The sequence below is a fragment of the Hyphomicrobium sp. ghe19 genome (assembly GCF_902712875.1).
In the GTDB taxonomy this organism is placed as follows: Bacteria; Pseudomonadota; Alphaproteobacteria; order Rhizobiales; family Hyphomicrobiaceae; genus Hyphomicrobium_B.
Map to the genome: position 1 here is coordinate 4,266,365 of NZ_LR743509.1, position 26,226 is coordinate 4,292,590.

26 protein-coding genes are annotated in these 26,226 nt (G+C 60.2%); 12 read left to right on the forward strand and 14 right to left on the reverse strand.

What is annotated here, in order from left to right:
- Nucleotides 1-7 precede the first annotated feature (7 nt).
- Together AACL53_RS20225 and AACL53_RS20230 are read left to right on the forward strand one after the other, a co-directional pair.
- Nucleotides 8-2,752 (forward strand): DNA translocase FtsK, encoded by a 2,745-nt coding sequence (locus AACL53_RS20225; protein ID WP_339086401.1) that lies wholly within the window; start codon nt 8-10, stop codon nt 2,750-2,752.
- A 206-nt stretch (nt 2,753-2,958) separates the two neighbouring features.
- Nucleotides 2,959-3,720, forward strand: coding sequence for an outer membrane lipoprotein carrier protein LolA (locus tag AACL53_RS20230; RefSeq protein ID WP_339086402.1), 762 nt, complete (start codon nt 2,959-2,961; stop codon nt 3,718-3,720).
- Between the two features lie 363 nt (nt 3,721-4,083).
- Here the strand turns inward: AACL53_RS20230 and AACL53_RS20235 are convergent, their stop codons facing one another.
- Both AACL53_RS20235 and AACL53_RS20240 read right to left on the reverse strand, forming a co-directional pair.
- Nucleotides 4,084-4,608: a cyclic nucleotide-binding domain-containing protein gene (locus AACL53_RS20235; RefSeq protein ID WP_339086404.1), complete on the reverse strand. Its 525-nt coding sequence runs from the start codon at nt 4,606-4,608 to the stop codon at nt 4,084-4,086.
- A 197-nt stretch (nt 4,609-4,805) separates the two neighbouring features.
- On the reverse strand, nt 4,806-5,492 hold the full coding sequence (locus tag AACL53_RS20240; RefSeq protein ID WP_339086406.1) for a response regulator transcription factor: 687 nt from the start codon (nt 5,490-5,492) through the stop codon (nt 4,806-4,808).
- 111 nt (nt 5,493-5,603) lie between these two features.
- On the opposite strand from AACL53_RS20240, the gene AACL53_RS20245 reads away from it, so the two are divergent.
- Nucleotides 5,604-6,182, forward strand: a complete 579-nt coding sequence (locus tag AACL53_RS20245) for a L,D-transpeptidase (RefSeq protein WP_339086407.1) — start codon at nt 5,604-5,606, stop codon at nt 6,180-6,182.
- Nucleotides 6,183-6,304: 122 nt separating this feature from the next.
- On the opposite strand, the gene AACL53_RS20250 is transcribed toward AACL53_RS20245, so the two are convergent.
- The 3 genes from AACL53_RS20250 to tesB all read right to left on the reverse strand — a co-directional run bounded on the left by AACL53_RS20250 (nt 6,305) and on the right by tesB (nt 9,335).
- Nucleotides 6,305-7,825, reverse strand: coding sequence for an ammonium transporter (locus tag AACL53_RS20250; RefSeq protein ID WP_339086408.1), 1,521 nt, complete (start codon nt 7,823-7,825; stop codon nt 6,305-6,307).
- 44 nt (nt 7,826-7,869) lie between these two features.
- A complete protein-coding gene (locus AACL53_RS20255) occupies nt 7,870-8,208 on the reverse strand; it encodes a P-II family nitrogen regulator (RefSeq protein WP_013950212.1) in 339 nt (112 codons plus the stop codon).
- 230 nt (nt 8,209-8,438) lie between these two features.
- Nucleotides 8,439-9,335, reverse strand: a complete 897-nt coding sequence (tesB, locus tag AACL53_RS20260) for an acyl-CoA thioesterase II (protein WP_339086410.1) — start codon at nt 9,333-9,335, stop codon at nt 8,439-8,441.
- A gap of 112 nt (nt 9,336-9,447) precedes the next feature.
- Here tesB and AACL53_RS20265 point away from each other — a divergent pair, with 112 nt between their 5' ends.
- On the forward strand, nt 9,448-10,722 hold the full coding sequence (locus tag AACL53_RS20265) for an FAD-dependent monooxygenase (RefSeq protein ID WP_339086412.1): 1,275 nt from the start codon (nt 9,448-9,450) through the stop codon (nt 10,720-10,722).
- Here AACL53_RS20265 and rimM read toward each other — a convergent pair.
- The 5 genes from rimM to AACL53_RS20290 all read right to left on the reverse strand — a co-directional run bounded on the left by rimM (nt 10,719) and on the right by AACL53_RS20290 (nt 14,867).
- On the reverse strand, nt 10,719-11,312 hold the full coding sequence (gene rimM / locus AACL53_RS20270; RefSeq protein ID WP_339086414.1) for a ribosome maturation factor RimM: 594 nt from the start codon (nt 11,310-11,312) through the stop codon (nt 10,719-10,721). The genes AACL53_RS20265 and rimM overlap by 4 nt on opposite strands.
- Nucleotides 11,313-11,409: 97 nt before the next feature.
- Entirely contained in the window at nt 11,410-11,790 is a 381-nt protein-coding gene (locus AACL53_RS20275; protein ID WP_339086415.1) for a hypothetical protein, read from the reverse strand.
- A gap of 145 nt (nt 11,791-11,935) precedes the next feature.
- The gene (gene rpsP / locus AACL53_RS20280) at nt 11,936-12,307 is read right to left on the reverse strand and encodes a 30S ribosomal protein S16 (RefSeq protein ID WP_339086416.1); all 372 of its coding nucleotides are present in this window, start codon (nt 12,305-12,307) and stop codon (nt 11,936-11,938) included.
- A gap of 51 nt (nt 12,308-12,358) precedes the next feature.
- Nucleotides 12,359-13,942, reverse strand: coding sequence for a signal recognition particle protein (gene ffh / locus AACL53_RS20285; RefSeq protein WP_339086418.1), 1,584 nt, complete (start codon nt 13,940-13,942; stop codon nt 12,359-12,361).
- A 364-nt stretch (nt 13,943-14,306) separates the two neighbouring features.
- Nucleotides 14,307-14,867: an acyloxyacyl hydrolase gene (locus tag AACL53_RS20290; protein ID WP_339086419.1), complete on the reverse strand. Its 561-nt coding sequence runs from the start codon at nt 14,865-14,867 to the stop codon at nt 14,307-14,309.
- 512 nt (nt 14,868-15,379) lie between these two features.
- Here AACL53_RS20290 and dapF point away from each other — a divergent pair.
- The 6 genes from dapF (at nt 15,380) to AACL53_RS20320 (ending at nt 20,691) form a co-directional block, all read left to right on the forward strand.
- Nucleotides 15,380-16,249, forward strand: a complete 870-nt coding sequence (gene dapF, locus AACL53_RS20295; RefSeq protein ID WP_339086420.1) for a diaminopimelate epimerase — start codon at nt 15,380-15,382, stop codon at nt 16,247-16,249.
- Between the two features lie 55 nt (nt 16,250-16,304).
- Nucleotides 16,305-17,567 (forward strand): tRNA (N(6)-L-threonylcarbamoyladenosine(37)-C(2))-methylthiotransferase MtaB, encoded by a 1,263-nt coding sequence (mtaB, locus tag AACL53_RS20300; RefSeq protein WP_339086421.1) that lies wholly within the window; start codon nt 16,305-16,307, stop codon nt 17,565-17,567.
- On the forward strand, nt 17,564-18,658 hold the full coding sequence (gene ftsY, locus AACL53_RS20305) for a signal recognition particle-docking protein FtsY (RefSeq protein ID WP_339086422.1): 1,095 nt from the start codon (nt 17,564-17,566) through the stop codon (nt 18,656-18,658). Before mtaB ends, ftsY begins: the two co-directional genes overlap by 4 nt.
- A 59-nt stretch (nt 18,659-18,717) precedes the next feature.
- Nucleotides 18,718-19,350 carry a septation protein IspZ gene (locus AACL53_RS20310; RefSeq protein ID WP_339086423.1) on the forward strand — a complete coding sequence of 211 codons (633 nt, stop codon included), beginning with the start codon at nt 18,718-18,720 and terminating at the stop codon, nt 19,348-19,350.
- A 4-nt stretch (nt 19,351-19,354) separates the two neighbouring features.
- The gene (locus AACL53_RS20315; RefSeq protein WP_339086425.1) at nt 19,355-19,966 is read left to right on the forward strand and encodes a septation protein A; all 612 of its coding nucleotides are present in this window, start codon (nt 19,355-19,357) and stop codon (nt 19,964-19,966) included.
- A 221-nt stretch (nt 19,967-20,187) separates the two neighbouring features.
- Nucleotides 20,188-20,691, forward strand: coding sequence for a MarR family transcriptional regulator (locus AACL53_RS20320; RefSeq protein ID WP_339086427.1), 504 nt, complete (start codon nt 20,188-20,190; stop codon nt 20,689-20,691).
- On the opposite strand, the gene AACL53_RS20325 is transcribed toward AACL53_RS20320, so the two are convergent.
- A complete protein-coding gene (locus AACL53_RS20325) occupies nt 20,688-21,716 on the reverse strand; it encodes an aspartate-semialdehyde dehydrogenase (RefSeq protein ID WP_339086428.1) in 1,029 nt (342 codons plus the stop codon). The two genes, AACL53_RS20320 and AACL53_RS20325, sit on opposite strands and share 4 nt — an antisense overlap.
- 269 nt (nt 21,717-21,985) lie before the next feature.
- Here AACL53_RS20325 and AACL53_RS20330 point away from each other — a divergent pair, with 269 nt between their 5' ends.
- A complete protein-coding gene (locus AACL53_RS20330; RefSeq protein WP_339086430.1) occupies nt 21,986-22,438 on the forward strand; it encodes a hypothetical protein in 453 nt (150 codons plus the stop codon).
- A gap of 124 nt (nt 22,439-22,562) precedes the next feature.
- Here AACL53_RS20330 and leuB read toward each other — a convergent pair whose 3' ends face one another.
- On the reverse strand, nt 22,563-23,678 hold the full coding sequence (leuB, locus tag AACL53_RS20335) for a 3-isopropylmalate dehydrogenase (RefSeq protein WP_339086431.1): 1,116 nt from the start codon (nt 23,676-23,678) through the stop codon (nt 22,563-22,565).
- 120 nt (nt 23,679-23,798) lie between these two features.
- On the opposite strand from leuB, the gene AACL53_RS20340 reads away from it, so the two are divergent.
- The gene (locus tag AACL53_RS20340) at nt 23,799-24,860 is read left to right on the forward strand and encodes a M23 family metallopeptidase (protein WP_339086432.1); all 1,062 of its coding nucleotides are present in this window, start codon (nt 23,799-23,801) and stop codon (nt 24,858-24,860) included.
- Here AACL53_RS20340 and AACL53_RS20345 read toward each other — a convergent pair.
- Both AACL53_RS20345 and AACL53_RS20350 read right to left on the reverse strand, forming a co-directional pair.
- A complete protein-coding gene (locus AACL53_RS20345; protein ID WP_339086434.1) occupies nt 24,840-25,469 on the reverse strand; it encodes a DUF4337 domain-containing protein in 630 nt (209 codons plus the stop codon). The genes AACL53_RS20340 and AACL53_RS20345 overlap by 21 nt on opposite strands.
- 75 nt (nt 25,470-25,544) lie before the next feature.
- Nucleotides 25,545-26,207 (reverse strand): 2,3-bisphosphoglycerate-dependent phosphoglycerate mutase, encoded by a 663-nt coding sequence (locus tag AACL53_RS20350; protein ID WP_339087004.1) that lies wholly within the window; start codon nt 26,205-26,207, stop codon nt 25,545-25,547.
- Nucleotides 26,208-26,226 lie beyond the last annotated feature (19 nt).

Consider the following 26,226-nt stretch of genomic DNA (forward strand, 5'->3'; position numbering starts at 1 on the left):
CGCCGTTATGTCGCTTGATACGCGTGGATTGGATCCTCAGCGGCTGCTTCCGCAGTCTCTGGAGGACCGGCTGTTAGGCTGGGTAGGCCGCTTTGGCGGGGCAATTTTGCTCGGCTCGACGGCGCTCATCTGGGTCAGCCTTGTGTCGTGGTCCGTGCTCGATCCGAGCCTGACCCACACGACGACCGTTGCCGCTCGCAACTTCGCGGGGCCGGTCGGTGCAATCATATCCGATCTTCTCTTCCAGATGTTGGGTTTCGGAGCGGTGATCGCGCTCGTTGCTCCCGTCGTCTGGGGAATTGAGATGCTCAGATCGGAGCGTATCGATCAAGGCCGCGTGAAGCTCGGCTTTTACCCGCTTTCCATTTTAGCGCTCGTCGGGGCGATCTCCGCTCTGCCGATCATGACCGGGTGGCCGCTCCGTCATGGCTACGGCGGGCTTCTGGGCGATGGCGTCTATCATTTGGCGCTCAAAATTTTTGCGATGCTGAACGAGGAGCGGGCTCCGCTCGCTGCAGGCTGTGTGCTCGTGGCAGCGGCGATCCAGACGTCCGGCAAAGCGATCGGGTTCGAGCCCGAAACCGTCTTCAAGTCGCTGCTCAGTTCCTTGAGCTCTGGTCTCCGCTACGCAACAAGCAAGCGGCGCTGGGAAGAGGCGGCTGCAATCGCTCCGACTGTCATGGCCGGTGCTGCCCGCGTGCGAAAGGGCTGGTTCGGGCGATCCTCCGAGCCTGCGGGATCGGCTGACACCTATTCTTCGCTCGACGCGTATGCCGATGCGCCGACGCGCACGCTCGATCTCAATCCGGAACGCACCGCGCGTCCGCGCCGGGAGACCGATGCCGACGTCCATTCCGATGTGTCGCTCAACGTTTCGCCTCGCGACGAGATGCATGGCGCGCGGGAAAACTTCGACCGGGCCGGGATCAATCCTGGTGCCAATGAGGCGGACGTTCCACGCGACCATTCCGCGGACGACATCCTCAACCGTGAGTTCGATTTCGACGACAGCATCGACAATTCCAGCCGCGAAATCGCAGCGCGCTTTGCGCCGGCTTCTGCAGGCCGGGAATACGAGAGGTCTCCGGATCGCTCATCCGACCGGGCGCCTGCGGTCATGCCGCCGCCCATCCCGGCAGCGACAGCCGCACCGCAGCCGCAACGGCCCGCTTCACCGGAGAAGCCAGCTGCACCTCAGAGCAATGGGCTTCTCGCGGGTATGGCGTGGTCGCGCGTGCAACCTCAATGGAAACGCCCTTCTCTCAATATGCTGAAGCGGCCCGGCGCTCAGAAGCCGCGTCCGGAGCTGTCGCAGACCGTCATGCGCGGAAACGCGCGACTGCTCGAGGACGTGCTCGCGGACTTCGGCATCAAAGGCGAAATCAAGGATATCCGTCCCGGTCCGGTCGTGACGCTTTACGAACTCGAGCCGTCGCGCGGCACGAAGTCTTCGCGCGTCATCGGTCTTGCGGAAGATATCGCGCGCTCGATGAGTGTCGCGAGCGTTCGCGCCGCCGTCGTGCCCGGCCGCAATGCCATCGGTCTCGAATTGCCGAACACGCGGCGTGAAACCGTGCTTTTACGCGAAATTCTCGAAGCCGACACGTTCAAGGCTGAGAGCGCAGGCTTGCCGCTCGGGCTCGGCAAATCGATCAGCGGCGATCCGGTCGTTGCCGACCTCGCGCGCATGCCTCACCTGTTGGTTGCGGGTACGACGGGGTCCGGTAAATCCGTCGGTATCAATTCGATGGTGCTGTCGCTGCTCTACCGTCATTCGCCCGACGATTGCCGTATGCTGATGATCGACCCGAAGATGCTCGAGCTTTCGGTCTACAACGGCATTCCGCATTTGCTGACGCCCGTCATCACCGATCCGCACAAGGCCGTTGCCGCGCTCAATTGGGCCGTGCGCGAAATGGAAGAGCGCTACAAGCGCATGGCCGGGCTTTCGGTCCGCAATATCGACGTCTTCAACAATCGCGTGCGCAACGCGAAGAAGCGCGGCGAGATGCTGTCGCGCACCGTTCAAACGGGATTCGACAAGTCAGGCCAGGCGCGGTTCGAGACGCAGAAAATGGATCTCGAGCCATTGCCGCGCATCGTCATCATCGTCGATGAGTTCGCTGACCTGATGATCGTTGCGGGCCGCGAGGTCGAAGCCTCGGTGCAGCGTCTTGCACAGATGGCACGGGCCGCCGGTATCCATCTCATCATGGCGACGCAGCGGCCATCGGTCGACATCATCACCGGAACGATCAAGGCGAACTTCCCGACGCGCATCTCGTTCAAGGTCACTTCGAAGATCGACAGCCGCACCATTCTCAACGAGCAGGGCGCAGAGCAGCTGCTCGGCCAGGGCGACATGCTCTACTCGACCGGGGCAGGGCAGCTGGTGCGCGTTCACGGCGCATTCGTCACCGACGAAGAAGTCGTGGCGTTCGCGGATGCGCTGAGACAAGAGGCATCACCCAAATACGTCGAGGGCATCACGGATGCGCCGCCGCCGTCGGACGTTGCTGGCGGGGTTCGGGAAGCGAGCGACGACGACCTCTACGATCGCGCTGTCGCCATCGTCTTGAGGGACGGCAAGGCATCGACGAGCTATGTGCAACGCCGGCTTTCGATCGGTTACAATCGGGCCGCGGATTTGATCGAGCGTATGGAACGCGAAGGGCTTATTTCTGCAGCGAACTCCGTCGGGAAGCGCGAGATCCTCGTTCCGCGTGGCGGCGGTGCCGATGCAGCTGCGTGACATCGATAACACGCGGCGCTGCAACTGAGGATAATCGCCCCGTCAATCCTCTCGCGGCTTGCCTGTGACACGTCATTCGCCGTAGGCAACAAATACGACAGCATTTCCGCCTAGTTCTGGACGCAATCTTTGCCGAAACCGTAATCTGCGTACAGAGCCCCGCGATTGGGGCTTCGGGGCTTTGGGGGGCCACGATGGGACGATTCATGAGCGAAATTTTGCGCGTAGGCGCCTTGTCGGTGGGCTTTGCCCTCGCGTCGATCGGAGCTGCCACGGCGCAGGATCCGGACGGGCCGACGAATACGATCGTCAATCCGCCGGCTAACGCAACCAAGCCCGCAGATACAGCTAAGCCAGCCGTAAAGGGTTGGACGGGAGAGGTTTCTCCAGCGAATAGTCCTGACGGCATCACGCTCGATGCAAATCAGACGAAGCTCGTCGAGCAGGTCAGCGGGTATTTCCAGTCTCTGCAGAATTTGAAGGGCGCGTTCGTTCAGACAGACGCCGGAAACAAGCGGATGAAGGGGAAGTTCTTCGTCAAGCGGCCGGGTCGCTTCCGGTTCGATTACGCTCTGCCGTCGAAACAAGTCATCGTTTCGGACGGCGAGAATCTTGCCATTCAAGATCTCGATTTGAACAACGAAGATCGGGTGTCGCTCGATCAAACGCCTTTCCGGCTCTTGCTGCGTAAAGATGTCGATCTCATTCGAGACGCGCGCATCATCGAAGTGCAGCAGGCCGACGACCTCATCGTCCTCTCGCTGGAGGACAAAGATCCCAATTCTCCGGGCAAGATAAAGCTGTATCTGGCAACCAAGCCGACGTTGGAATTGAAGGAATGGGTGACTACCGATCCGCAAGGCCAAGCCACCCGAATCGAATTATCGCAGCTGGTCAAAAGCGATGAACTCGATGGGAATTTATTTAAAATTCAACCGCTTGGGCCAAAAAAGGCGACCCCTTTCTGAGTTTTTGGTGGCAAATCAGGGTGTTGCACTTTCGACCCGATGCAATACCCAACCTGTGGATAAACTCAAGTTCGTCATCACATTTTCGTGATGTGCCCGCGCAGGCACTATTGAATTCTTCGTGCTTGCGCTTAAGTCCAATCATGCAGGTGGCGTCACCCTGTATTCGGTAGTGCCCCCCGTCTAGCCGAAGACGCCGCCTCTGGTACCGGCTTCCCTCCCGGTGCCGAGCGCGACAAGCGCATAGCGCCCAGTTCCTCCCCCCGGGACTGGGCGCACTCTTTTTTAGCCCCCCAATTCAGCTTCCAAGGACAAAATCTCCCGCGCCCAAACGCTGGGGTCAGCGTGCGGTGCTGTCGGATGTCAGCCTGGGTGCGCGTCGACGGGGAGATTAGGGCGAACCTGAGGTAGCTGTGGGGCGATGGCTGCACGCTCCATGATCGTATCAACAGCTTTCATGTCGTGCGCCAATAGTTTTAGCCGGGTGGTGATGCACGAGGAGAAGTGCCGCGCGAGCCCGGCGTCCTCCTCCATCAGCTCATGCATTTTCTGGCGCGTGAGCCGCAGTGCTTTCACTTGGCTCTGCGCAATCACCGTTGTGGTGTGCACGAGTTCGATGAACATCGCCAATTCTGCGATCATCACGCCTTCGGGCAAAGTTTCGCCGCGCGATTTTTGCGGAACGTCGCGATGATCGTTGATGCGGACGCTGGTGCCCGAGACGATGACGATTGCCGCATCGCTCGGTTCATCCTCGGCGATGATGGCATCGCCAGGTCTATAGATGATGCGTTCCGCGCGCCGAACGATCTCGGTCAATTGCAGTGGCGTTAAACCTTGGAAGAGCGGCAACGCCAAAAGCGGTTTGACGAGGGCGTCGATAGCCATCGTTCTTGGACTCCATGCCGACAGGACAGATCGAACGCGCCAGCGACGTGGCTTGGCCGCATGCGAAGGAAATTTAAAACACGACTCGCCAGTGCCTGAAACAATCGCTGAGCGAAATGGCGAAGGGGCCTGTGGATGCATCCGATTAGCAACGGATACACGGTCGATGTGCTTCCCGAAACGCTAATGCAACTCGCCTAAGGCGCGAGCTTGTAGCCACCACTCTCGGTAATCAGCAGCTCGGCGTTGGAGGGATCTTTCTCGATTTTCTGACGCAACCGATAGATGTGCGTTTCGAGCGTGTGCGTGGTGACGCCGGCGTTGTAGCCCCAGACTTCGTGCAGCAAGACGTCCCGCGAAACGACCTTGTCGCCGGAGCGATAGAGATACTTCAGGATCGATGTCTCTTTCTCCGTCAGGCGGATCTTGCTGCCGGTCTGATCGATCAGGAGTTTCGATGCGGGCTTGAAGGTGTAGCTTCCGATCGCGAAGACAGCATCCTCGCTCTGCTCATGCTGGCGGAGCTGAGCGCGAATGCGCGCGAGGAGAACCGCGAACTTGAACGGCTTCAGCACGTAATCATTGGCGCCGGCATCGAGCCCCAAGATCTGGTCAGCGTCCGATGTATTGCCGGTCAACATCACGATCGGGGTTTTGAATCCCGATTTGCGAAGCAGCTTCACGGCCTCGCGGCCGTCCATGTCCGGCAGGCCGACGTCGAAAACAACGAGATCGAAACGGCCTGTCTTTGCCGCCTCTATTCCTTTGGTCGCGGTCGCTGCTTCCGAAACCTCGAATTCATCGTGTAGGACGAGTTGATCTTTCAGCGACGTGCGCAGATCTTCATCGTCGTCGACGAGGAGGACCTTTCGGGCCGTGCTCATGGACGGGGCTCCAGTTTCTTGGCTTGCTTTTAGTGTGGAACACTAGCATCGCGTGCGGGGGCAACATAGGGTCTGCAAGCAAACAGGCAAGGGGAATGGCTGGTTCCTTGAATGGCGGCATCGAAGACCCGTGGACGGCGCGCGCGCGGCGCCTCTCAGAGCGGCCCCAAACCGGCGGCAAAGCTCTTTGTTAGGGCGTTGTCCCGGGCCTCGCGTCAGGGCCGCTTGCAATTTGGCCAATTCGACGTCCCCTGCGCATTGGGGTTTGGTGGCATCCGGGTTTTGAAGCGCGAGGGGGATGGCGCAACGCCGACGGGGCGGTTTGCGGTGCGCTATGCGCTCTATCGGCCGGATGTGAGGCGGCCGCGCACGGCGCTCGATGTTTACCCCATTCATCCGAATGACGGGTGGTGCGACAGTCCCCTCGACCGCAATTACAATCGTCCGGTCAAGCTGCCCTATCCCGCAAGTGCCGAGCGTCTGTGGCGCTCCGACCGGCTCTACGATGTCGTGCTGGTGCTCGGCTATAACGATGCGCCGCGTCTGCGCAATCGCGGCAGCGCCATTTTCGTGCACATTGCGCGGGGCGATTTGAAGCCGACGGAAGGTTGCATCGCGCTGCGGCGCACGGATCTCCGTCGGCTCTTATCGGTGTTGCCGCGCGGATGCGAAGTCATCGTTTCAATTTGAAGACATAAAAAAGGGCCCGATGCACAGAGCGCCGGGCCCAAGGTTGAGCACGTCTAGGTGGAGACGCGTGCTCGGGAGGAGAGATCCCGCGGCCCTTCTCAGGGCCACGGGAAATGCGTGAATTAGTAGTGGTAGGCGCTCTCGCCGTGATCGACGAGATCGAGACCTTCGCGCTCTTTCTCTTCCGACGGCCGGAGACCGATGACGATATCGACCAGCTTGAAGAGAACGGCGGAGCCGATGCCGCTCCAGAGGAGCGTCAGTCCCACCATCTTGGCCTGCGTGATCACCTGAGCGACCATGTCGTAGGTGCCTGCCGTCATCTCGCCGGGCTTGGAGATGTAGTCGGCGATACCGGCCCCACCCCACTGGGGATTGACGAGAAGGCCCGTTCCGATCGCACCCACGATGCCGCCGATGCAGTGGACGCCGAAGACATCCAAGCTGTCGTCGTAACCGAGCGCTCCCTTAACTGCCGAGCAGAAGAAGAAGCAGATCGGGCTGACGACGAGGCCGAGGATGATCGAGCCCATGACACCGGAGAAACCGCAAGCCGGCGTGATCGCCACGAGACCAGCGACGACGCCCGACGCCATGCCGAGTGCCGACGGCTTGCCCTTCGCGATCCACTCAATGAGTATCCACGAGAGGCCCGCTGCGCAGGTCGCGATGAACGTGTTGATGAACGGAACGCCTGCAAACTGGTTGATCTCGAGGTTTGAACCAACGTTGAAGCCGAACCAACCGACCCACAGGAGAGCGGCGCCGATCATCGTCATCACCAGCGAGTGCGGAGGCATGGGTTCTTTACCGTAGCCGATGCGCTTGCCGAGGATCAGACAGCCGACGAGTGCGGCGATGCCCGAGTTGATGTGAACGACGGTGCCGCCAGCGAAGTCGAGTGCGCCCCACTGGAAGCCGATGCCTGCGTCCTTTAGCACGGCGTCGAGAGCCGTTTGTGCTTGGACCTTTGCGTCGCCCGTCGCGGCCGCAACGGCCTTGGCGGCGTTACCGAATGCATCCGGACCGCCCCAGTACCAGACCATATGCGCGATCGGGAAATAGATGAACGTTACCCAGAGCGCCATGAACATGAGCATCGCTGAAAATTTCAGACGCTCGGCAACGGCACCCAGGATAAGGCAGGGCGTGATACACGCGAACGTCATCTGGAAGATGATGTAGGTGTATTCAGGAATGTAGACGCCGTTCGAGAAGGTTGCGGCGAGCGAGTTCGAATCGACGCCCTTCAAGAAGGCTTTGGAGAAACCACCAACGAAGTCGTTGAGGTTGCCGCCGTTGGTGAAGGCCATGGAGTAGCCGTAGAGCACCCAAAGAATCGCGACGAGGCAGAGCGTTGCGAACACCTGCATCATCATCGACAGCATGTTCTTCGAGCGAACTAATCCGCCGTAGAACAATGCGAGGCCCGGCACCGTCATCAGAAGAACGAGGACTGATGCGATGTACATAAAGGCGGAGTCGCCCTTATTCGGCACCGGAGGCGCCACTGCGGCCGCGGCGGGAGCCGCAGGGGCAGCGGTCGTCGCTGCGTCCTGGGCCAACGCCGGGTCGATAATGAGCGCAATGGCGCCGAGGGCCCCCAAGACCCCTGCGTACCGCGCTATAGTTCGAAACTCCATGTGTGTGCTCCCTGATTGACGTCTAAAAAGCGAAATCCTGGCCTTTAGAGCGCGTCGTCGTCCGATTCACCGGTCCGTATGCGGACCGTGTGCTCGATCGGCGAAACGAAGATTTTGCCGTCGCCGATCTGACCGGTTTTCGCGGCGCGCTGGATCGCAGCGAGCGCCTTGTCCACCTGTGCGCCCGGGACGACGACTTCGATCTTGATCTTGGGAAGAAAGCTCACCGCGTACTCGGCGCCACGGTAGATTTCCGTGTGGCCCTTCTGGCGGCCGTAGCCTTTGACTTCAGTGACGGTCATGCCCTGCAGACCGAGATCGGTCAGCGCCGAGCGAACCTCCTCGAGCTTGAATGGCTTGATTACCGCGGTAATGAGCTTCATAGGGCCCCCTTTTCTCTTTGAACCGGCCGTGACCGGGTGCTCGACAAAACAGTCTCATCCCCACGCCGGGAAGCAGACTTCGCGACGTAGGGAGTCAAGACGCGTGCCAGTTTCGCAGCGCTTACTCAAGCTGTTGATTAGACAACGGAAAGTTTGTCGGCCCGCAGATCCGGTGCGCGTTCAGCACACGTAGCAAGCACAGAAATTGTGCATTTTCGGCCGATTGAACGCTATTTGGGCAGGAATGCGGTCTCTCTGGGGCGCATTAGTCCTTCCTGGACTGCAGACGCAACCAGTTGTCCCTGGCGGTTGAATATCGCGCCCCGGCAATAGGCGCGTGCACCGGAGGCGCTGGGGCTGTCCTGGACATAGAGCAGCCAGTCATCGGCGCGGAACGGCCGGTGAAACCACATAGCGTGGTCGAGGCTCGCCAGTTGGATATCGCTGTCGAACAGCAGCTTGCCGTGGGCGACCAGGGCTGTGTCGAGCAAGGTGAAGTCCGATGCGTAGGCTAGAACCGCCTGGTGGATGTAGGCATTCCCATTGAGCGGGCCATTGGTTTTGAGCCAGATCGATTGCGTCGCGGGTCTCGGCTCACGGCTCGCATAGCGAGAGGCATCGACGATGCGAACGTCGATCGGCCGGTCGCGGCTGAGGTAGGAACGCATGCTTTCGGGCAGATCGGCATTGCCGCCGCGCAGGAGATCCTGGCTGCTGGGGAGGGCCTCGGGCGGGGGAACGTCTGGCATGTTCGACTGATGCTCGAAACCCGCCTCCGGCTTGTGGAACGAGGCGCTCATCGAGAAAATGGCGCGTCCGTGCTGGATGGCGCGCACCCGGCGGGTCGTGAAACTGCCTCCGTCGCGGATACGTTCAACGTCGTAGACGATTTCGCGCTCGGGATCGCCGGCGAGCAGGAAGTAGCCATGCAACGAGTGGATCGGGCGGCTCTCGTCGACCGTCGATGCTGCTGCAACTACTGCTTGGCCAAGAACCAAACCGCCGTAAACGCGCTGCCAGCCTTCGGTCGCCTTCGGTCCGCGGAACAGGTTGTCTTCGAGCGGTTCCAGGGTCAGCGTCTCAAGGAGCTTGTTCAGGGCCGAATGCGACGAAGGCGATGCTGTCATGATGGACTTTCGCAAGGAAGTTGTAGTGAGATGAAGACGTTGACGGTATGGGAGACGCATTGAAGGCAGGCGCGAAGATATCTAGGCTGTCACGGCGTCCGCGAAAAGCAAGTTGCTGTCGCGGCAATTCAGTCCGGTGGTGCCGTCGGTGGTGCGTGTTTTGAAATTTGATGTGGCGATTGCGGGCGGCAGCTTCGCGGGCTTGGCGGTTGCGCGGGGGCTCGCTCAGGCCCTTGGGCCGGATATCAAAATTGCCGTCATCGAGCGCGCCGATCCCGCGGCGACGCCCGCCGGGTCCGACAGCCGGGCGTTTGCGATTTGGGCGGGGACAAAGAAAATCCTCGAGGGTCTCGGCGTCTGGGATGCGGTGAGCAGCGACGCTCAGGTCGTCACATCGATCGAGATTTCGGATTCGAATATCGACGACGCCTTCAGGCCGTCGCGGGTCACTTACGACGCGCACACGAAGGACGGATCGCCCGCCGCCTACATCGTGCCGGCGACGTCGCTTCAGGCGGCGCTCTACAAGTCGGTCGCCAATGATCCATCCGTCAGCTGGATCGCTCCGGCGGACGTCGATGGCATGTTGCTCGGAGAATATTCGAGCGAACTTACGCTTCGCGACGGGAGGGTGATCAGCGCTCAGCTCACCATCGCCGCCGACGGAAGAAATTCAAAGCTCAGGGACGACGCCGGCATCAAGACGATCGGCTGGGCCTATCCGCAAACTGGCATCGTGGCGCGCGTGAAATTCGAAGAGCCGCATGGTGGCGTCGCGATCCAGCACTTCTTGCCGGGCGGTCCATTCGCGATCCTGCCGTTGCCGAACAATCGCGCCTGCATCACTTGGAGCGCCGACAAAGACGAAGCGGCGCGGATGACGGCTCTCAATGACGATGATTTTCTGGCTGAACTCGATCGGCGCATTGGCGGTCGTTTCGGCGCGATCACGCTCGACGGGCGTCGCCAGTCCTGGCCGCTCGATGTGCGCATTGCGCGGCGGCTCATCGCGCCGCGGTTCGCGCTCGTCGGCGATGCGGCGCATGGCGTGCATCCGATCGCCGGACAAGGCGTCAACCTGGCTCTCAGAGACGCGGCCGCGATGATCGAAGTTTTGGCGGATGCCGGCCGTCTCGGAATCGATTTCGGCAACGGCACGCATCTCGAGCGTTATCAGCGCTGGCGCCGATTCGATTCCACGATGTCAGCGACGCTTTACGATAGCCTCAATCGCACCTTCGCCGTCGACAATATCGTGCTCAGAGCAGGCCGTGGCGCGGCGCTGGGAGTACTCGACCGTCTGCCGAGCCTCAAGGATTTCATAATCGCCGAGGCCGCGGGCGTTACCGGAGATCTGCCGAAGCTCGCGAGGGGCTGCCCCGTCTAGGAGTGATCGTCTTTGCCCGATACGTCCGATTCTTCCGGGCCTTCGGATAGATCCTCAGCGTCCTCATCGTCGCTTCCGGTCAATACGGGGCGATTGATGACTATGGTACCGGCCGCAAGATCAACTGCCGGGACCCATCTATCTTCGAACGGAATGAACTCGGTCTCGGTGCCGTCGCCTGGTTTCAGCTCGAGTAAATCCCCCGCGCCGAAATTTTGTACGGAGACGATCTTTCCGAGTGCGCTACCGTCGCCTGCCACTGCGCGAAGGCCGATGAGATCGGCGTAATAATATTCCGCGCTTTCCGGTTCCGGCAATCTATCGCGGTTTATGTACAGCTTGGTTCCGCGCAATGGCTCAGCCGCATTGCGGTCCTCAACCCCACCAATTCGCGCGACGATGCCTTTGCTCGTCACCCGCACGACACGGAGCGTGAAACTTCGCTGTCCCGTCGCGTCGGTTAGCGGGCCGTAGGACGCGATGGCTTCGGGGGCTCCGGTGTACGCGCGGACAAGGACGTCGCCGCGGATGCCGTGAGCGCCGGAGATTTCGCCGACGAGGATTCGGTTCAGGGTCTTGCTATTCGGCAATGGAGGTTCCAGCCAAGTCTCGGGTTGCAAGCGGCGTTATATTTTCAATCGCGCGGTGCCGCAGTTTTTATTTTCGGGTTCTATTGTTGCGGGGCGCCTACTGGCTCGGCAAGGGGCAGAGATAGGTGATCTGGATATCTATCTTTTTGCCGCCGACGAAGACTGTCGCATTCTGAGATAATGCGTAGGGATCGATTTCGCCGGTTATCGGTACGGCATAGCTCGGCCTGGAGTGCGCGGGGTGACGCGCCGATCGATAGCGCAGCGGAATTTTGTAAGTGCCGCGCAGGAAAATTCGCGATGCTGGCTGCTTCGGGTGTGAATCCAGCTCACCCGTGTAGACCCTGCCTTGAGGATCCGCGCCGAACAGCCGGCCTTTGCGGCGTATCAAAATGAATCGCTCGAATGCATGTGCCGGTTTGCGCTCGCGCTCACTCGTGATCTCATACAGGCCATCTGCGGCATTCCACTCTATCATTGCGGTCCTCTCCCACTCACCCAGAGGTGGTGCTCCAAAATTCGGGCCAGTGAGAGCTGCAACGAAAAAACCTCCCGAGTCGCACTCGAGAGGTTTTTGGAAACACGAAATATCTCGCGCCTCAGTTCGCGGTTCAACTCGCGGTTTAGGCGGTCTCGCCCTGTGCGGCTTCGGCAGCCTTGGCGGCTTTCTCTGCAGCTGCAGCGGCGCGCTCCTGAGCCTTCTTCTTCGGCTTCGCCTTCTCGGGATTGACCGATGCTTCGCGCTTGGCAAGACCGGTAACGTCGAGCAGACGGAGAACGCGATCGGTCGGCTGCGCGCCAACGCTCAGCCAATGCTTTACGCGCTCTTCAACGAGCTTGATGCGGTTCGGATCGTCCTTTTTGAGCATCGGATCGAAGGTGCCGATCTGCTCGATGTAACGGCCGTCGCGCGGGCTCGTGTGGTGGGCAACGACGACGTAGTAGTAGGGACGCTTCTTGGCGCCACCGCGCGACAAGCGAATTTTGACCGACATAGTTCTGTTCTCCTGTTCAAATCGAATGTGTTGTTGAGTTGGTCTAGAGCGTTATCTTTTCTTTCCGGGAAGCCCGGGGAATTTCGGCATTCCGCCGCCGAGGCCTGGAAGGCCTCTCGGCAGTCCCGCACCGAGACCCGGAAGGCCGCGGCCGAGACCGGATGGAAGGCTCGGCGTGGACCCGCCGGTCAGGCCCTTGGCGACCTGCTCCTTGAGTTCCGCGGGGAGCTGTTCGAGCGCCTTCGGGTCGAGCTTTGCGAGATCGGCCTGCATCGCCTGCATCTCGGCCTCGGAAGGGCCGCCGCCCGTGCGCCCGAGGAATTTGTTCAGCATGCCGCCATTGCGGCCCATGGTTTTCATCATGTCCGCCATCTGGCGGTGCATCTTGAGAAGCTTGTTCAGCTCTTCGACTTTGGTGCCCGAGCCCGCCGCGATGCGGCGCTTGCGCTTGGCGTCGAGAATTTTCGGATTGCGCCGTTCCTTCGGCGTCATCGACGAAATGATAGCGCGCTGATGAACGAGGCTTTTGTCGAGACCGGCTTCGTTGATCTGGCCTTTGATCTTGGAGACACCCGGCAACATGCCAAGCACGCCGCCCATGCCGCCAAGCTTTTGCATCTGCTGCAATTGATCGGAAAGGTCTTCGAGGTCGAACGACCCCTTCTTCATCTTCTCGGCGATCTTCGTCGCCTTTTCGACGTCGATCGTTTGAGCGGCTTTTTCGACGAGCGAGACGACGTCGCCCATGCCGAGAATGCGCGAGGCGATGCGGCCCGGATGGAAATCTTCGAGCGCGTCCCATTTCTCGCCGACGCCGATCAGCTTGATGGGCTTACCGGTTACCGCGCGCATCGAAAGTGCGGCGCCGCCACGGCCGTCGCCGTCGGCGCGGGTCAAGACGATGCCTGTCACGCCGATATGGCCGTCGAAGGCCTTCGCGGTGTTGACGGCGTCCTGGCCGGTCAACGAGTCAGCGACGAGAAGAACTTCGTGCGGGTGGATCGCGGCTTTGACGTCGCGAACCTCATCCATCAGCTCTTCGTCGACGGTCACGCGGCCGGCGGTGTCGTAAATGATGACATCGAAGCCGCCGAGCTTGGCGGCGTCTTCGGCGCGACGGGCGATCTGAAGCGGGTTCTGGCCTGCGATGATCGGAAGCGTCGCGACGCCTGTCTGCTCGCCCAGGACGCGCAGCTGTTCCTGTGCTGCCGGTCGCCGCGTGTCGAGCGACGCCATCAGCACTTTCTTGCGATCGCGGTTCGTCAGGCGGTAGGCGATCTTGGCGGTTGTCGTCGTCTTGCCCGAGCCCTGCAAGCCGACCATCAGGATGCCGACGGGCGGGGCTGCGTGCAGGTCGATCGGCTGCGCATCCGAGCCGAGCATCGCGACGAGCTCGTCGTTGACGATCTTGACGACCATCTGGCCGGGCGTGACGGAGCGAAGGACTTCGGCGCCGACGGCCTTGGCTTTGACCTTCTCGGTGAAATCCTTGACGACATCGAGCGCGACGTCGGCTTCGAGAAGGGCGCGGCGAACTTCGCGCATGGCCTCGACGACGTCGCTTTCGGTCAGCGCGCCGCGTCGGGTCAGCTTATCAAGGACGCCTGAGAGGCGATCTGAGAGACTCTGAAACATTCAGCCTTGCAAACCCGTTCTTGCCAACTCGTTTCGGTCGTCATCCCCGTGCAGGCGGGGATCCGCCCAAGCCTGGGGCCTGGATGGATCCCGGCCTTCGCCGGGATGACGTTAGATGTGGGAACGTCCGTCCGATGCGCAAATCCGTATCGCGCGCAAAGCACAAACGCACCCGGGAGCGCCACGCGCCGCCGGATGTTAACCCCCCTGCCTCCCGGACGCTTTTCGCGAAAAAAGGCCATGTGCAGAGCGGCGGCTCTGTGTTCAGGGCCGTCGGAATGGCGTGGGTATGGGGGAAAGGGGCGAAAATGTCAACTTTGGAGGCGGGTGCGACGCCTCCACGCGGAGCCGGCCGCACGCGCGGTTAGAAGCGGTAGCCGTAGCGGAGACCGATGCGGTCCATGCCTTCGTTGAATTTTTGGGTGTAGGCGTTCGACATGTGCTCGAAATAGACCGAAATGTCGGAATGCGCGTCGAGATGGTAACCAACTTCCATCGGGATGTGGAACAGGACGCGCGAGCCCAGCCATTTCTTGTCGGGATCGGAGCCCGGTCCGCCGATTTCGCCGTCATGGATAGCAGCGCCTAAGCCTAGACCGAAGAATAGGCCGGACGGGCAATCGCCTTGCCAGCGAGCGTCGATGTAGCCGTCGCTGGTATCGCCGCGGGTGTTGATCGAGCCGCCGACCACCGGCCGGATGGCGCCCCAGGGGAGCGCCCAGGCCGCTGCAAATTGGGCTTCGATGTTGATGTCAACGGCGTTGTGCTCGACCTGGAAGCCGCTCCAGAGGTCCGGCACGTCATGGGCGAGAACGCCGACTTTGAGAGCGTAGAGAAGGCTTTCGGCCGACGCGCCGCTTTCTGCTCCTATCGTGATGACGGCAGCTAAGCCGACCGTCGCCGCGATGCGCGCGAAAACCCTCATTCCCCAAAACCCTGTCCCGGATGCCTAGAGCGGTACTTGTGCGGGTTTTCGTTATTTGCGGCAAGGCGCGCACTGCAGAAACTCGAGCCGGCTTGCGCCCCTGTCACACTGTCCGGCCGGCCTAATTGCTAACTTTGCAATGCGGGGGTGCGTCGCCTGTGTTGCCTGCCCCAGGCGCGCGCCAAGTTGAAAACGCGGCGCTCATAGGCCCGTTCGTCGGGGGTGAGGCAAATACAACCGTAGCAATAGCAAGGACGTGCGCGGGCTAAGGCGATCTTGAAAAGGAGCGGGTTCGACGATGGTTGCGCCATTTATGGTCTCATGGGATTTGAGCGACGCTCGCAGTTCATTCAACTAATACAAGCATTTGCGGCACTCTAACGGGCAAGGGAGGACGTTTGTTCCGCGACGAGGACAAGGTAATCGCCGGAATATCGATCATAGCGCGGCCTTTCCGATCCGTGACCCTGTTCCGATTGTCATTTTTTGCGCTTCTCGCCATATAGGCTCACATGAATACCGCAACGACACTTCCCTTCCTCAAAATGAACGGACTCGGCAACGAGATCGTCGTTGTCGATTTGCGCAGCAGCTCGCGGACGTTCACGCCCGAAGAAGTCGCGGCGGTTGCCGCGGATCGTATTTCGCGGTTCGACCAGATGATGGTTCTGCACGCGCCCAAAACGGCGGGCACCCTATCGTTCGTGCGCATCTATAACGCCGATGGATCGGAAGCCGGAGCGTGCGGCAACGGCATGCGCTGCGTCGGCTGGTTTCTTGCCCAAGGCGGCGCGGGCGAGCGCTTTCTAGTTGAAACGCGCGCAGGCGTTCTCGACACGGTCGTCAAAAATCAGGCGTCGATAACCGTCGATATGGGTGAGCCCAAATTCTCGTGGCAGGATATTCCGCTGGCGGAAGAATTTCGCGACACGCGGGCGATCGAGCTCCAAGTCGGGCCGATCGATAATCCGGTCTTGCATTCTCCGTCCGTCGTCAATGTCGGCAATCCGCATGCGATCTTCTGGGTCGATGATCTCGATCTCTATGACCTCGGCCGGTTTGGGCCGTTGCTCGAGAACCATCCGATTTTTCCGGAGCGTGCGAATATCTCGCTGGCTCATGTGACGTCTTCGGAATCCATTCTCGTCAGAACGTGGGAGCGCGGAGCGGGCTTAACGTTGGCATGCGGCTCGGCGGCGTGCGCCGTGGCGGTGTCGGCTGCCCGGAAGCGGCTCACCGGTCGCCGCGTGCAAGTAACCCTGCCCGGCGGCGATCTCACGATCGAGTGGGCGGCCAATAACCACATCCTGATGACGGGCCCCGTGGAGTTCGAGTACGAGGGCGCGATCGATTTTTCCAAATTGGCAAAGGCGTCGGTTTAGTCCGACGCCGGCTTCGCTATTGCGAGCGCCTCTCAAAAGGACGACGACGAAGCTTATGTCCGAACCCGAAGTGATAACGCTCGGCTGCCGGCTGAATGTTTATGAATCCGAGGTTATGCGGCGTCATGCACGCGAGGCGGGGCTTGATAACGCCGTCATCGTCAATACGTGTGCAGTGACAGGCGAAGCCGTCCGCCAGGCCGCGCAGACCGTGCGCAGGCTGCGGCGCGCGAGACCGGACGCACGCATTATCGTTACCGGCTGCGCGGCGCAAATCGAGCCTCACCGCTTTGCCGATATGGCTGAAGTCGATCACGTCATCGGTAATGGCGAGAAGATGAAGGCAGAGACCTTCACCGGGTTGTCGACGTCGACGAGCGAGCGGGTTCTGGTGAACGACATCATGAGCGTGCGCGAGTCGGCGCTCCATATGATCGACGGTTTTCATTCCCACACGCGCGCGTATTTGCAGATTCAGAATGGGTGCGATCATCGCTGCACGTTTTGTATTATTCCGTTCGGCCGCGGTCCGTCGCGCTCGGTGCCAGCTGGCGAAATCGTCACGCAGGTGCGCGGGCTTGTCGAGCGTGGATACTTGGAAGTCGTGCTGACGGGTGTCGACATCACGTCTTATGGCCGCGATCTTCCGGGTGCCCAGACACTTGGTCAGCTCGTGCGGCAGGTGTTGAAGCATGTGCCGGAACTTGTGCGCCTTCGCCTGTCGTCGATCGATCAAGTCGAAGCCGATGCCGATCTGATGATTGCGCTCGGCGAAGAGGAGCGGCTGATGCCGCATTTGCATCTGTCGCTACAAGCCGGCGACGATCTTACGTTGAAGCGAATGAAGCGGCGGCATTTGCGCGCCGACGCGATCGCGTTTTGCGAGAAAGCGCGGAAGCTCAGGCCCGACATCGTGTTCGGCGCCGATCTCATCGCGGGGTTTCCAACTGAAACGGATGACATGTTCGAAAATTCTCACAGCATCGTCGATGAATGCGGACTTACGTATCTTCACGTGTTTCCATTTTCTGCTCGCCAAGGGACGCCTGCAGCGCGTATGCCGCAAGTTCCGGGGAATATCGTGAAGGAGCGCGCAGCCAAGCTTCGCGCCAAGGGCAGCGAGGTGCTCGCTTCATATCTCAAAAGCCAACGCGGGAAGGTGGTTGAAGTGCTGGTCGAACGCGACGGCAATGGACGCACGCCGCAATTTGCAGAGGTGCTCATGCAGGGCGAGCGTATTCACGACGCGGGCGCGATCGTGAACGCGCACATCAAGCGCGCGGATGCGCAACGGCTCGTCGGCGAGGTTTGCGCGTGAGCGAACCCAAGGAAAAAGGCAAAGGGATCTTCGGCCGCTTTTTTAAAAGTGCGTCAGAGCCTGCCCCTGAACAAGACGCGAAACGCAGCGATGACGTTGTTTCGTCTGACGCTCCGGACGCCGCTCCGCCGGTCGCCGTCGCCAAAGACATTGCGCCGGCAGCCGAACCGCCTGTGAAACAGAGCTGGTTTCAACGGCTGAAGTCGGGGCTCGGCAAAACGTCATCGAAATTGACGTCCGGCATTACGGATCTATTTTCGAAGCGAAAGCTCGACGCCAATACGCTCGACGATCTCGAAGATCTCTTGATTCAGTCGGATCTCGGTCTCGAGACGACGAGCCGGATCACGAACGCCATCGGCAAGGGGCGCTTCGAGAAGGGCATTTCCGCCGACGAGGTGCGAAGCGTTCTCGCGACGGAGGTCGAGCGGGTGCTGACGCCCGTCGCCAAGCCGCTTGTCATCGAGCCGTCGCATAAACCGCATGTGATCATGATGGTCGGCGTCAACGGCACGGGCAAGACGACGACGATCGGCAAGCTCGCCAACAAATTCAAGTCGGAAGGAAAATCGGTTGTGCTCGCCGCGGGTGATACGTTCCGTGCGGCAGCCATCGACCAGTTGAAGGTATGGGGCGCGCGCGCGGGCGTTCCCGTCGTTGCGCGCGAAGTCGGCGGAGATTCTTCAGGTCTCGCCTTTGACGCCTTGAAGCAGGCGCAAGCGACTGGCGCAGATGTGCTTTTACTTGATACGGCCGGGCGGCTGCAAAATAAGCAGGTGCTTATGGAAGAACTCGAAAAAGTCACACGCGTTCTGAAGAAGCTTGATCCGAGCGCACCGCACGACGTTGTGCTTGTGCTTGATGCGACGACAGGTCAGAACGCCCTGAACCAAGTCGAGGTTTTTCGGGACCGGGCCGGTGTGACAGGCTTGATCATGACGAAACTCGATGGGACGGCTCGCGGGGGCATTCTTGTTGCGATCGCCGCCAAGTTCGGCTTACCGGTGCACGCCATCGGCGTGGGAGAAGGAGCGGACGATCTGCAGGCCTTTTCGGCAGCGGATTTTGCGCAGGCCATCGCAGGCATCTGAGTTCGCGGGGAACGGAACACCATATGACCCAAGACTTAAATATCGGGAATCCTCCACTGATGAAGGCACGCAAGCGCTTTTTTCCATTCAACGCCGAGCAGACGATCAACATTCTCAGCGAGTTCGGCCCGTTGGTGACGATGTTCGTCATCAATGCTTTCTTCGGCATCAATGCGGGGACCTGGGCGCTGATCGGCACGACGTTCCTGTCCATCGGCGTGATGCTTTACATGTTCCATCGGCCGCCGATTTTCCCGCTTATCGCGTCGAGCGTCACGATCGTCTTTGCGGCTCTCACGCTCATCACGCATGATCCGATGTGGGTTCAGATCAAAGTTACGATCTTCAATGCGCTGTTCGGTGTGTTCCTGATTTCCGGGCTTTGGCTGAACCAGAACTTTTTCAAATATGTTTTCGAGAAAACGTTCCATTACACCGATGAAGGCTGGCACAAGTTTACCTGGAGCTTCGCACTCTTCTTCTTTTTGACGGCTGCGGCGAACGAATACGTTCGGCAGACCTTTCAAGAAAACCGGATGTACGAGATTTTGGGTCATGAAATGGACGGTGTGAACGTCTGGATCCTGTTCAAGGTCGCGATCGTCCTGCCGGTGTCTGGACTTTATGCGTGGGTCCTCACCAGGTTCATGCAGAAATATCGCTTGCCCGATCCGGCGAACGTTGAAGGCTAGAGACATGTCGGATCAGCAAAATGGGCCGGGTTCCGGCGACGAGCCGCAGTTCGATCGCAAGCAGCTGATCAAGCTGCTCGTGGAGCTTGGCCCGCTCGTCGTATTCTTCATCGGCAACAGCCGCTACGGCATCTTCGCTGGGACCGGGGCCTTCATGGTCGCGACGGTCATTTCGCTTGCGGCGTCACACTTCCTCCTTGGGCGGATCGCTACGATGCCGCTCGTTACCGGCGTCTTCGTGCTGGTGTTCGGCGGCTTGACGTTGTGGCTGCAGGACGATCATTTCATCAAGATCAAGCCGACCATCGTGAACGGTCTATTCGCGGCAATTCTATTCGCGGGTCTCTTATCAGGCCGTCTGTTTCTCAAGATCGTATTCGGTGACGTCATGCGCCTCTCCGAAGAGGGCTGGCGAATTTTGACGCTCAGATGGGCGTTATTCTTCGTATTTCTCGCGATCCTCAACGAGGTGATGTGGCGGCTGTTCTCCACCGACACGTGGGTGGCGTTCAAAGTCTTCGGGATTATGCCGATCACATTCCTCTTCGCGCTCGCCCAAATAGGGATCCTGAAGAAATATGAGGCCCCAGCCGAAAATGGTCCGAATGCGTCGTAATTCGCAGGCCCGGCTTTTCTCCCTTCGGTTATTCGCAAAATTTTGAACGCCGTTTGCCTTTTCACTGGACGGAGCACCCCGCATGCTATTTCTTGGCAGGAACTACCGGACTAAACTTTAGGTTTGATCATTTCGCCTTATCGCCGAGCCACGATTTCGAGTCTTGGAACTTCGATGGATCTTTCGGGGGGGAAGATGGGTGGAATGTATTGGGGCATGGAATGGCACGCGATACAATCAACCGCCTTGAACGGTCGCCTTTGCATCTTCTTCACAGAGCCGGACAATGTGCGGCTGATATCTTCCAAAGTGAACTTGGCGAGGATGATCTAACACCTCGCCAATATGCTATCTTGTTGACCGTCGCCAACAATGAGGGCGTCAGCCAGACTCAGCTCGTGGAGCTGACCGGCATCGACCGCTCGACACTGGCGGACGTGGTCCGCCGCATGCTCAAGAAGGGCTTGCTGCAACGCCGCCGTACGCGGGACGACGCGCGAGCCTATGCCGTCAAGGTGACGGATGAGGGTGCGAAAGTTCTGAAGGCGCGCGATCCGCTTGCTCGCAAGGTCGACGAGCGCATTCTGTCGGGGCTGCCAGCATCGCAAAGAGACCGTTTTCTCCAGGATCTCGGCACGATCATTCAGACGCTCAACCGCCTGAGAGAAAAAGAGAGCGCCGGCAAATCTGCGGACGCTCCCTCAACTCAGCGGCGTGGAGCTTAAGCGGCCTTCGGTACGAGGCGCTGATTCACGATCGTCTCTGCGATCTGCACGGCGTTGAGAGCAGCGCCCTTCAGCAGATTGTCGGAGACGATCCACATTGCGAGACCGTTTTCGACGGTCGCGTCTTCGCGGATGCGCGATACGAACGTCGAGAATTCGCCGGCCGCCTCGACGGGCGTGATGTAGCCGCCGGGCTCGCGCTTATCGATGACGACGATGCCGGGCGAAGCGCGCAGAATTTCACGGGCTTCTTCGGGGCTGATCGCGTTCTCGAACTCGATGTTCACTGATTCCGAATGGCCGACGAATACCGGAACGCGCACGCACGTCGCCGTCAGCTTGATCTTGGGGTCCAAGATCTTCTTGGTTTCGGCGAGCATCTTCCATTCCTCCTTCGTGTATCCGTCTTCCATGAAGACGTCGATGTGAGGAATGCAGTTGAAGGCGATCTGCTTCGGAAACTTCTTCGGATCGACTTCCTGGCCCGGCACGTACTTGCCTTTGGTCTGCTGCCAAAGTTCGTCCATCGCGTCCTTGCCGGCGCCGGAGACGGATTGGTAGGTCGAAACGACGACGCGCTTGATCTTCGCTGCATCGTGAAGCGGCTTCAGCGCCACGACAAGCTGCGCCGTCGAGCAGTTCGGGTTCGCGATGATGTTCTTTTTCGTGAAACCGCGGATCGCGTCGGCGTTCACTTCCGGCACGACGAGGGGCACGTCCTGGTCGTAGCGCCAGCACGACGAGTTATCGATGACGATCGTTCCCTGAGCGCCGATACGCGGCGACCATTCCTTCGAAACGGTCGATCCTGCCGACATCAAGCAGAAGTCGACGCCGGTGAAGTCAAACGTTTCTAGGTCCTGGCATTTGATGACGCGATCGCCGAACGAAACCTCTGTGCCCATCGAACGGCGCGATGCCAGAGCATGGAGTTCGCTGACGGGAAATTTGCGTTCCGCGAGCACATTCAGCATCTCGCGGCCTACGTTGCCCGTGGCGCCGACGATGGCGACCTTATAGCCCATAACGTTATGTCCTTGAAAAGCTTGGTTTTTATCTACGAGCTTGGCTCGCGCGATGCATGTCTTCCTGTGCGTTCACATACTCGGCCAGCCCAAGATTTTCAAGGATTGTCGAGGCATGGCAGCTGCACGCGGTCTTAATTGAACTTTGCGTACGGAAAATGAGGGTCGAGACATTCCGTCCAAGCGTCCGCGGCCGCGAAGGAAACATTTTATGTCTTTAGTAGCGGCAACAGTTCGCCGCTCGCGACAGAAGAAAAAGGGGACCGCCCGTGAAGCCGTTGAAGACGCTTACGATGTTTGCCATCGGGGCGCTTGTGCTTACTGCTCCAGTATTCTCGCCATCCAGCTTGGCGATCAGCGCGTGGCTGGACGATGCGGAGCTTCAGCGATTCAAGGACGCGACGCTCGAGGGCCGCTACGCGAACGGCAAGCATTTCACCGAACACTACGGGAGCGACGGGCGGCTCAACTACGTCGAAGCCGCGATGACGCTCCGCGGGCACTGGTCGATCACCCAAGGCACGCTGTGCACGATCTATGATTTCGACGAGACGGGCGGGTGCTACCGCGTCGCGAAAGTCGATACCAACTGCTACGAATTCTATTTCGTTTCGCGAACGGAACAAGCAGCGCCGGGTCCGGGCGACGGCAAGCCGCGCTGGACTGCTCGCGGGGCCATTCAGGGCCAGCCGAGCGCCTGCCAAGACGAGCCGAGCGTTTAATTGCGCTTGGCGACTCGCGTTCCGCGAGCCGGCCGCCAAGCGCGGGATGTTTCTTCGTTCTTCGGCTGTCTCCCCGCCGCAGAGAAGCGGAGAGCCGGGATCCAGAGCACCTTGTGACGTGCGATCAGGCGGCCAGCGACTTCAGCTCTGCTTCAATGGCTTTGCCCATCTCGCTCGTGCCGACCTTCGTCATTCCGGGTTGCATGATGTCGCCAGTTCTGAGGCCCTTATCGAGGACGCCCGCAATCGCCTTCTCGACGAGATCGGCTTCGGCGCCGAGGTCGAACGAATAGCGAAGCGCCATCGCGAACGAGGCGATCGTTGCAATCGGGTTCGCGAGGCCTTGGCCAGCGATGTCGGGCGCCGAGCCGTGCACGGGCTCGTAAAGCGCCTTGCGGCGGCCGGTCTTGGGATCGGGAGCGCCTAGCGACGCCGACGGCAACATGCCGAGCGAGCCCGTCATCATGGCGGCTTCATCGGACAGGACATCGCCGAAGAGATTGTCGGTGACGATGACGTCGAACTGCTTCGGATTGCGGATCAGCTGCATCGCGCAGTTGTCGGCGAGAATGTGCTCGAGCTTTACGTCGGGCGCATAAGACTTATGGACGTCGGTCGTGACCTGCTTCCAGAGCACGCCGGTCCGCATCACGTTGTGCTTTTCGGCCGAGTGCACGAGGTTGTTGCGCTTCCGTGCGAGGTCGAATGCCACCTTGGTGATCCGCTCCACTTCATGCGTGGTGTAGACCTGCGTGTCGACCGCGCGGCGCTCGCCGTTCTCGAGCGTCACGATTTCTTTCGGCTCGCCGAAATAGACGCCGCCCGTCAGCTCGCGCACGATCATGATGTCGAGGCCTTCGACCAGCTCGCGCTTCAGGCTCGAAGCATCGGCAAGCGCGGGGTAGCAGATCGCGGGGCGAAGGTTGGCGAAGAGATCGAGATCTTTCCGCAGGCGCAGAAGACCGGCTTCCGGGCGATGCTGATAGGGAACGTTTGCCCACTTCGGTCCGCCGACGGCGCCGAAGATCACAGCGTCGGCTTTTTCCGCCTTCGCCATTGCCTCGTCGGTGATCGCGACGCCATGCGCATCGTATGCCGCGCCGCCGACAAGATCGCGGTCAACAGAGAAGCGGACGACATTGCTCTTGCTGTTGAAGAAACCGATGAGCCGTTCGACCTCTGCGATTGTTTCAACGCCGATGCCATCGCCAGGGAGCAAAAGAAGGTTGTGCGTCGTCATCGGTTAACAATCCTTGGTCCAACTCAGGTGGGGAAATCAGTCGGGGGGAGTGCTAGCGTTTGGACAGGCGCGCGGCAAGCTCCCGGCCGCGAAAAACGGCACTTTGGCGCAGAGGGTGACATGCAGCTTCGACGGTGTCGGTCAGCTCCGGCGGCATTGGGACTTCTGCTGACAGGCCTTCTGGCCCAGGGCGCGGCTTCAGAGGACCGGCCAGAGCTGTCGCTGCCGCTTGCCTGCCAGCCCCATAAGACCTGTTTCATTCAGAACTACGTCGACATCGACCCTGGGCGCACCGCCAAGGACTACATGTGCGGCCGGGCCACTTACGATAAGCACAGCGGCGTCGATTTTCGCCTGCTCTCCGCAGCGGCGACCCAGCCACCGGTGGCCGTTCTCGCGTCAGCCGACGGCACCGTCAAAGCGGTGAGGGATGGCGTCGCGGACGTTTTCTTCAAAAAGGCGAAGCCGCAAGACGTTGCGGGCCGGGAATGCGGCAACGGCGTCATTCTCGATCATGGGGGTGGCTGGGAAACCCAGTATTGCCACATGCGCCAGGGCAGCGTGCGCGTCGCCAAGAACCAGACCGTCAAGCGCGGCGATCAGCTGGGTGAGGCCGGATTTTCCGGCATGGCGGATTTCGCGCAAGTCCACATCAGTGTTCGTCACGACGGGAAAATCGTCGATCCATTTCTGCCGGATGTGGACGGAAAATGCGATCCCAATGCTCGCGGTCCGGGGATGTGGCAGCCGGCGGCCGCGGCGGCGTTTCCTTATAAAAACGGCGAAATGATCGGCGCGGCGTTCGCAGGCGCGCCGCCGACTGTCGAGGCGCTCGAAATCAACGATCGCGACGTCGTTCCGCTGACGGCGTCATCGCCCGCGATCATCCTCTACGGCCGCTTCATCAATCTGATGAAAGGCGACCTCGTGCGTTTCGTGGCTTCGGGTCCGGGGAGTGAGATTTTTGACGAGAGTGCCGCTCCGCTCGAGCGCGATAAGGCAACGTACGTTGCATTTGCCGGAAAACGCCGCCTCTTGGACGCTTGGCCTGCAGGACACTACAGCGGGCGCGTGGAGCTCATTCGCGATAAAGGCGTCATCGCGACGAACCTCGTCAGCTTCGATCTCGCTGGGGCGCCCGGGGCCGAACCATCCGTACCGTCACGACAGGAAGCCCGGTAGCGGAACGAGCAGTGTAAAGCCGCCGATGGTCAGAACCGCACCGAAGCCGCCGAGCACAAAGCTTACGTAAAGGAGGAGGTTGCCGCCCGAGATCAGCGCAACGGAAGCAAGCACGATCGCGATTTGCAGGAGTGCCTGACCGTAGTCGAAATAAGGGCCGCGCTTCAGGGCTTCGTCACGCGAGGCCTCAAGCGCTTTACCTTTCGCGAAGAGTTCGTCGAGGCCTTCGCCCCGATCCGGATCGGAAGTGAGCTGCTTATCCAGCGCCTTGTAGTCGGCGATTTTTGCTTCGATCAGCTTTTTGGCGTCGTCCGGCATCGCGGGCGTCGACTTCAGCATCACATCGAATTCGTCGACGTGAAGCCGCAGTGACTGGCGGCGCGCATTCTTAGCCTGGAAGAAGGACCAGACATTGGCGGCGGCGATATTGTGCTGGGTCGCGTCTTGCTGGGAATTGCTGTCGCCGAGGCTGCAAAGAGCGAGAACGACAGCGAGAATGCCGACATAGACGCCGATGAGCTTCTCTCGGGTTTTTATGACGTGGTCGCTCGGGCTTTCGCGGTTGACGCCTTCTGCGGCCGCGTCGCGACTGAGTTCTTCCAACGCCATCTCACCCCCGGGTCGATCAGCACTGTTTAGACGATATGTTCCTTGGTCGATGCGATAATCGATGCAGTCCTGGGCTTAGACAATACGATCCTCAGGCGGCGCCGCAAGCGAGCGCGCCGGCAGCAGATCCTTGCGGTCGATCGCCTTGCCGTCTGCCCCGAGCCTGTAAAGAATTGGAGCGCCGGTCGCGAGTTCACGCTCCAGGATTTCATCCTTGGACAGATTTTCCAGGATCATCACGAGGGATCGAAGCGAGTTGCCGTGCGCCACGATGATCACGTTCTTGCTCGCCGTGATTTGCGGCCAGATGACGTTATCATAGTAGGGCCGCACGCGGGCGAGTGTGTCCTTCAGACTTTCGCCGTCCGGCGGCGCGATGTCGAAGGAGCGGCGCCAGAGCTGGACCTGGGATTCGCCCCACTTCTTCCGGGCCTCATCCTTGTTGAGGCCCGAGAGCGCGCCATAGTCGCGCTCGTTCAAAGCAGCGTTGCGAATGATCGGCACGTCGGGCTGGTGAAGCTCCGACAGGATGATATCGAGCGTGCGCTGCGCGCGCTTCAGAACGCTTGTGAAAGCGATATCGAACTTGACGCGGTGGTCGCGGATCATCCGGCCCGCCACGCGAGCCTCGATCACGCCCTTCTCGGTCAGATCCGGATTGCGCCAGCCCGTGAACAGATTGAGCTTATTCCACTCGCTCTCGCCGTGGCGGACAAGCACGAGAATGTTGTCTGTCAGAGCGTCCGTCATCTCGTCA

Excerpts from the sequence above, each read along its gene's own strand:
- AACL53_RS20225 (WP_339086401.1), top strand. The coding sequence starts at position 8 with ATGTCGCTTGATACGCGTGGATTGGATCCTCAGCGGCTGCTTCCGCAG.
- AACL53_RS20230 (WP_339086402.1), top strand. The coding sequence starts at position 2,959 with ATGAGCGAAATTTTGCGCGTAGGCGCCTTGTCGGTGGGCTTTGCCCTC.
- AACL53_RS20235 (WP_339086404.1), bottom strand. The coding sequence starts at position 4,608 with ATGGCTATCGACGCCCTCGTCAAACCGCTTTTGGCGTTGCCGCTCTTC.
- AACL53_RS20240 (WP_339086406.1), bottom strand. The coding sequence starts at position 5,492 with ATGAGCACGGCCCGAAAGGTCCTCCTCGTCGACGACGATGAAGATCTG.
- AACL53_RS20245 (WP_339086407.1), top strand. The coding sequence starts at position 5,604 with ATGGCGGCATCGAAGACCCGTGGACGGCGCGCGCGCGGCGCCTCTCAG.
- AACL53_RS20250 (WP_339086408.1), bottom strand. The coding sequence starts at position 7,825 with ATGGAGTTTCGAACTATAGCGCGGTACGCAGGGGTCTTGGGGGCCCTC.
- AACL53_RS20255 (WP_013950212.1), bottom strand. The coding sequence starts at position 8,208 with ATGAAGCTCATTACCGCGGTAATCAAGCCATTCAAGCTCGAGGAGGTT.
- tesB (WP_339086410.1), bottom strand. The coding sequence starts at position 9,335 with ATGACAGCATCGCCTTCGTCGCATTCGGCCCTGAACAAGCTCCTTGAG.
- AACL53_RS20275 (WP_339086415.1), bottom strand. The coding sequence starts at position 11,790 with ATGATAGAGTGGAATGCCGCAGATGGCCTGTATGAGATCACGAGTGAG.
- rpsP (WP_339086416.1), bottom strand. The coding sequence starts at position 12,307 with ATGTCGGTCAAAATTCGCTTGTCGCGCGGTGGCGCCAAGAAGCGTCCC.
- ffh (WP_339086418.1), bottom strand. The coding sequence starts at position 13,942 with ATGTTTCAGAGTCTCTCAGATCGCCTCTCAGGCGTCCTTGATAAGCTG.
- AACL53_RS20290 (WP_339086419.1), bottom strand. The coding sequence starts at position 14,867 with ATGAGGGTTTTCGCGCGCATCGCGGCGACGGTCGGCTTAGCTGCCGTC.
- dapF (WP_339086420.1), top strand. The coding sequence starts at position 15,380 with ATGAATACCGCAACGACACTTCCCTTCCTCAAAATGAACGGACTCGGC.
- mtaB (WP_339086421.1), top strand. The coding sequence starts at position 16,305 with ATGTCCGAACCCGAAGTGATAACGCTCGGCTGCCGGCTGAATGTTTAT.
- AACL53_RS20310 (WP_339086423.1), top strand. The coding sequence starts at position 18,718 with ATGAAGGCACGCAAGCGCTTTTTTCCATTCAACGCCGAGCAGACGATC.
- AACL53_RS20315 (WP_339086425.1), top strand. The coding sequence starts at position 19,355 with ATGTCGGATCAGCAAAATGGGCCGGGTTCCGGCGACGAGCCGCAGTTC.
- AACL53_RS20320 (WP_339086427.1), top strand. The coding sequence starts at position 20,188 with ATGGCACGCGATACAATCAACCGCCTTGAACGGTCGCCTTTGCATCTT.
- AACL53_RS20325 (WP_339086428.1), bottom strand. The coding sequence starts at position 21,716 with ATGGGCTATAAGGTCGCCATCGTCGGCGCCACGGGCAACGTAGGCCGC.
- leuB (WP_339086431.1), bottom strand. The coding sequence starts at position 23,678 with ATGACGACGCACAACCTTCTTTTGCTCCCTGGCGATGGCATCGGCGTT.
- AACL53_RS20340 (WP_339086432.1), top strand. The coding sequence starts at position 23,799 with ATGCAGCTTCGACGGTGTCGGTCAGCTCCGGCGGCATTGGGACTTCTG.
- AACL53_RS20345 (WP_339086434.1), bottom strand. The coding sequence starts at position 25,469 with ATGGCGTTGGAAGAACTCAGTCGCGACGCGGCCGCAGAAGGCGTCAAC.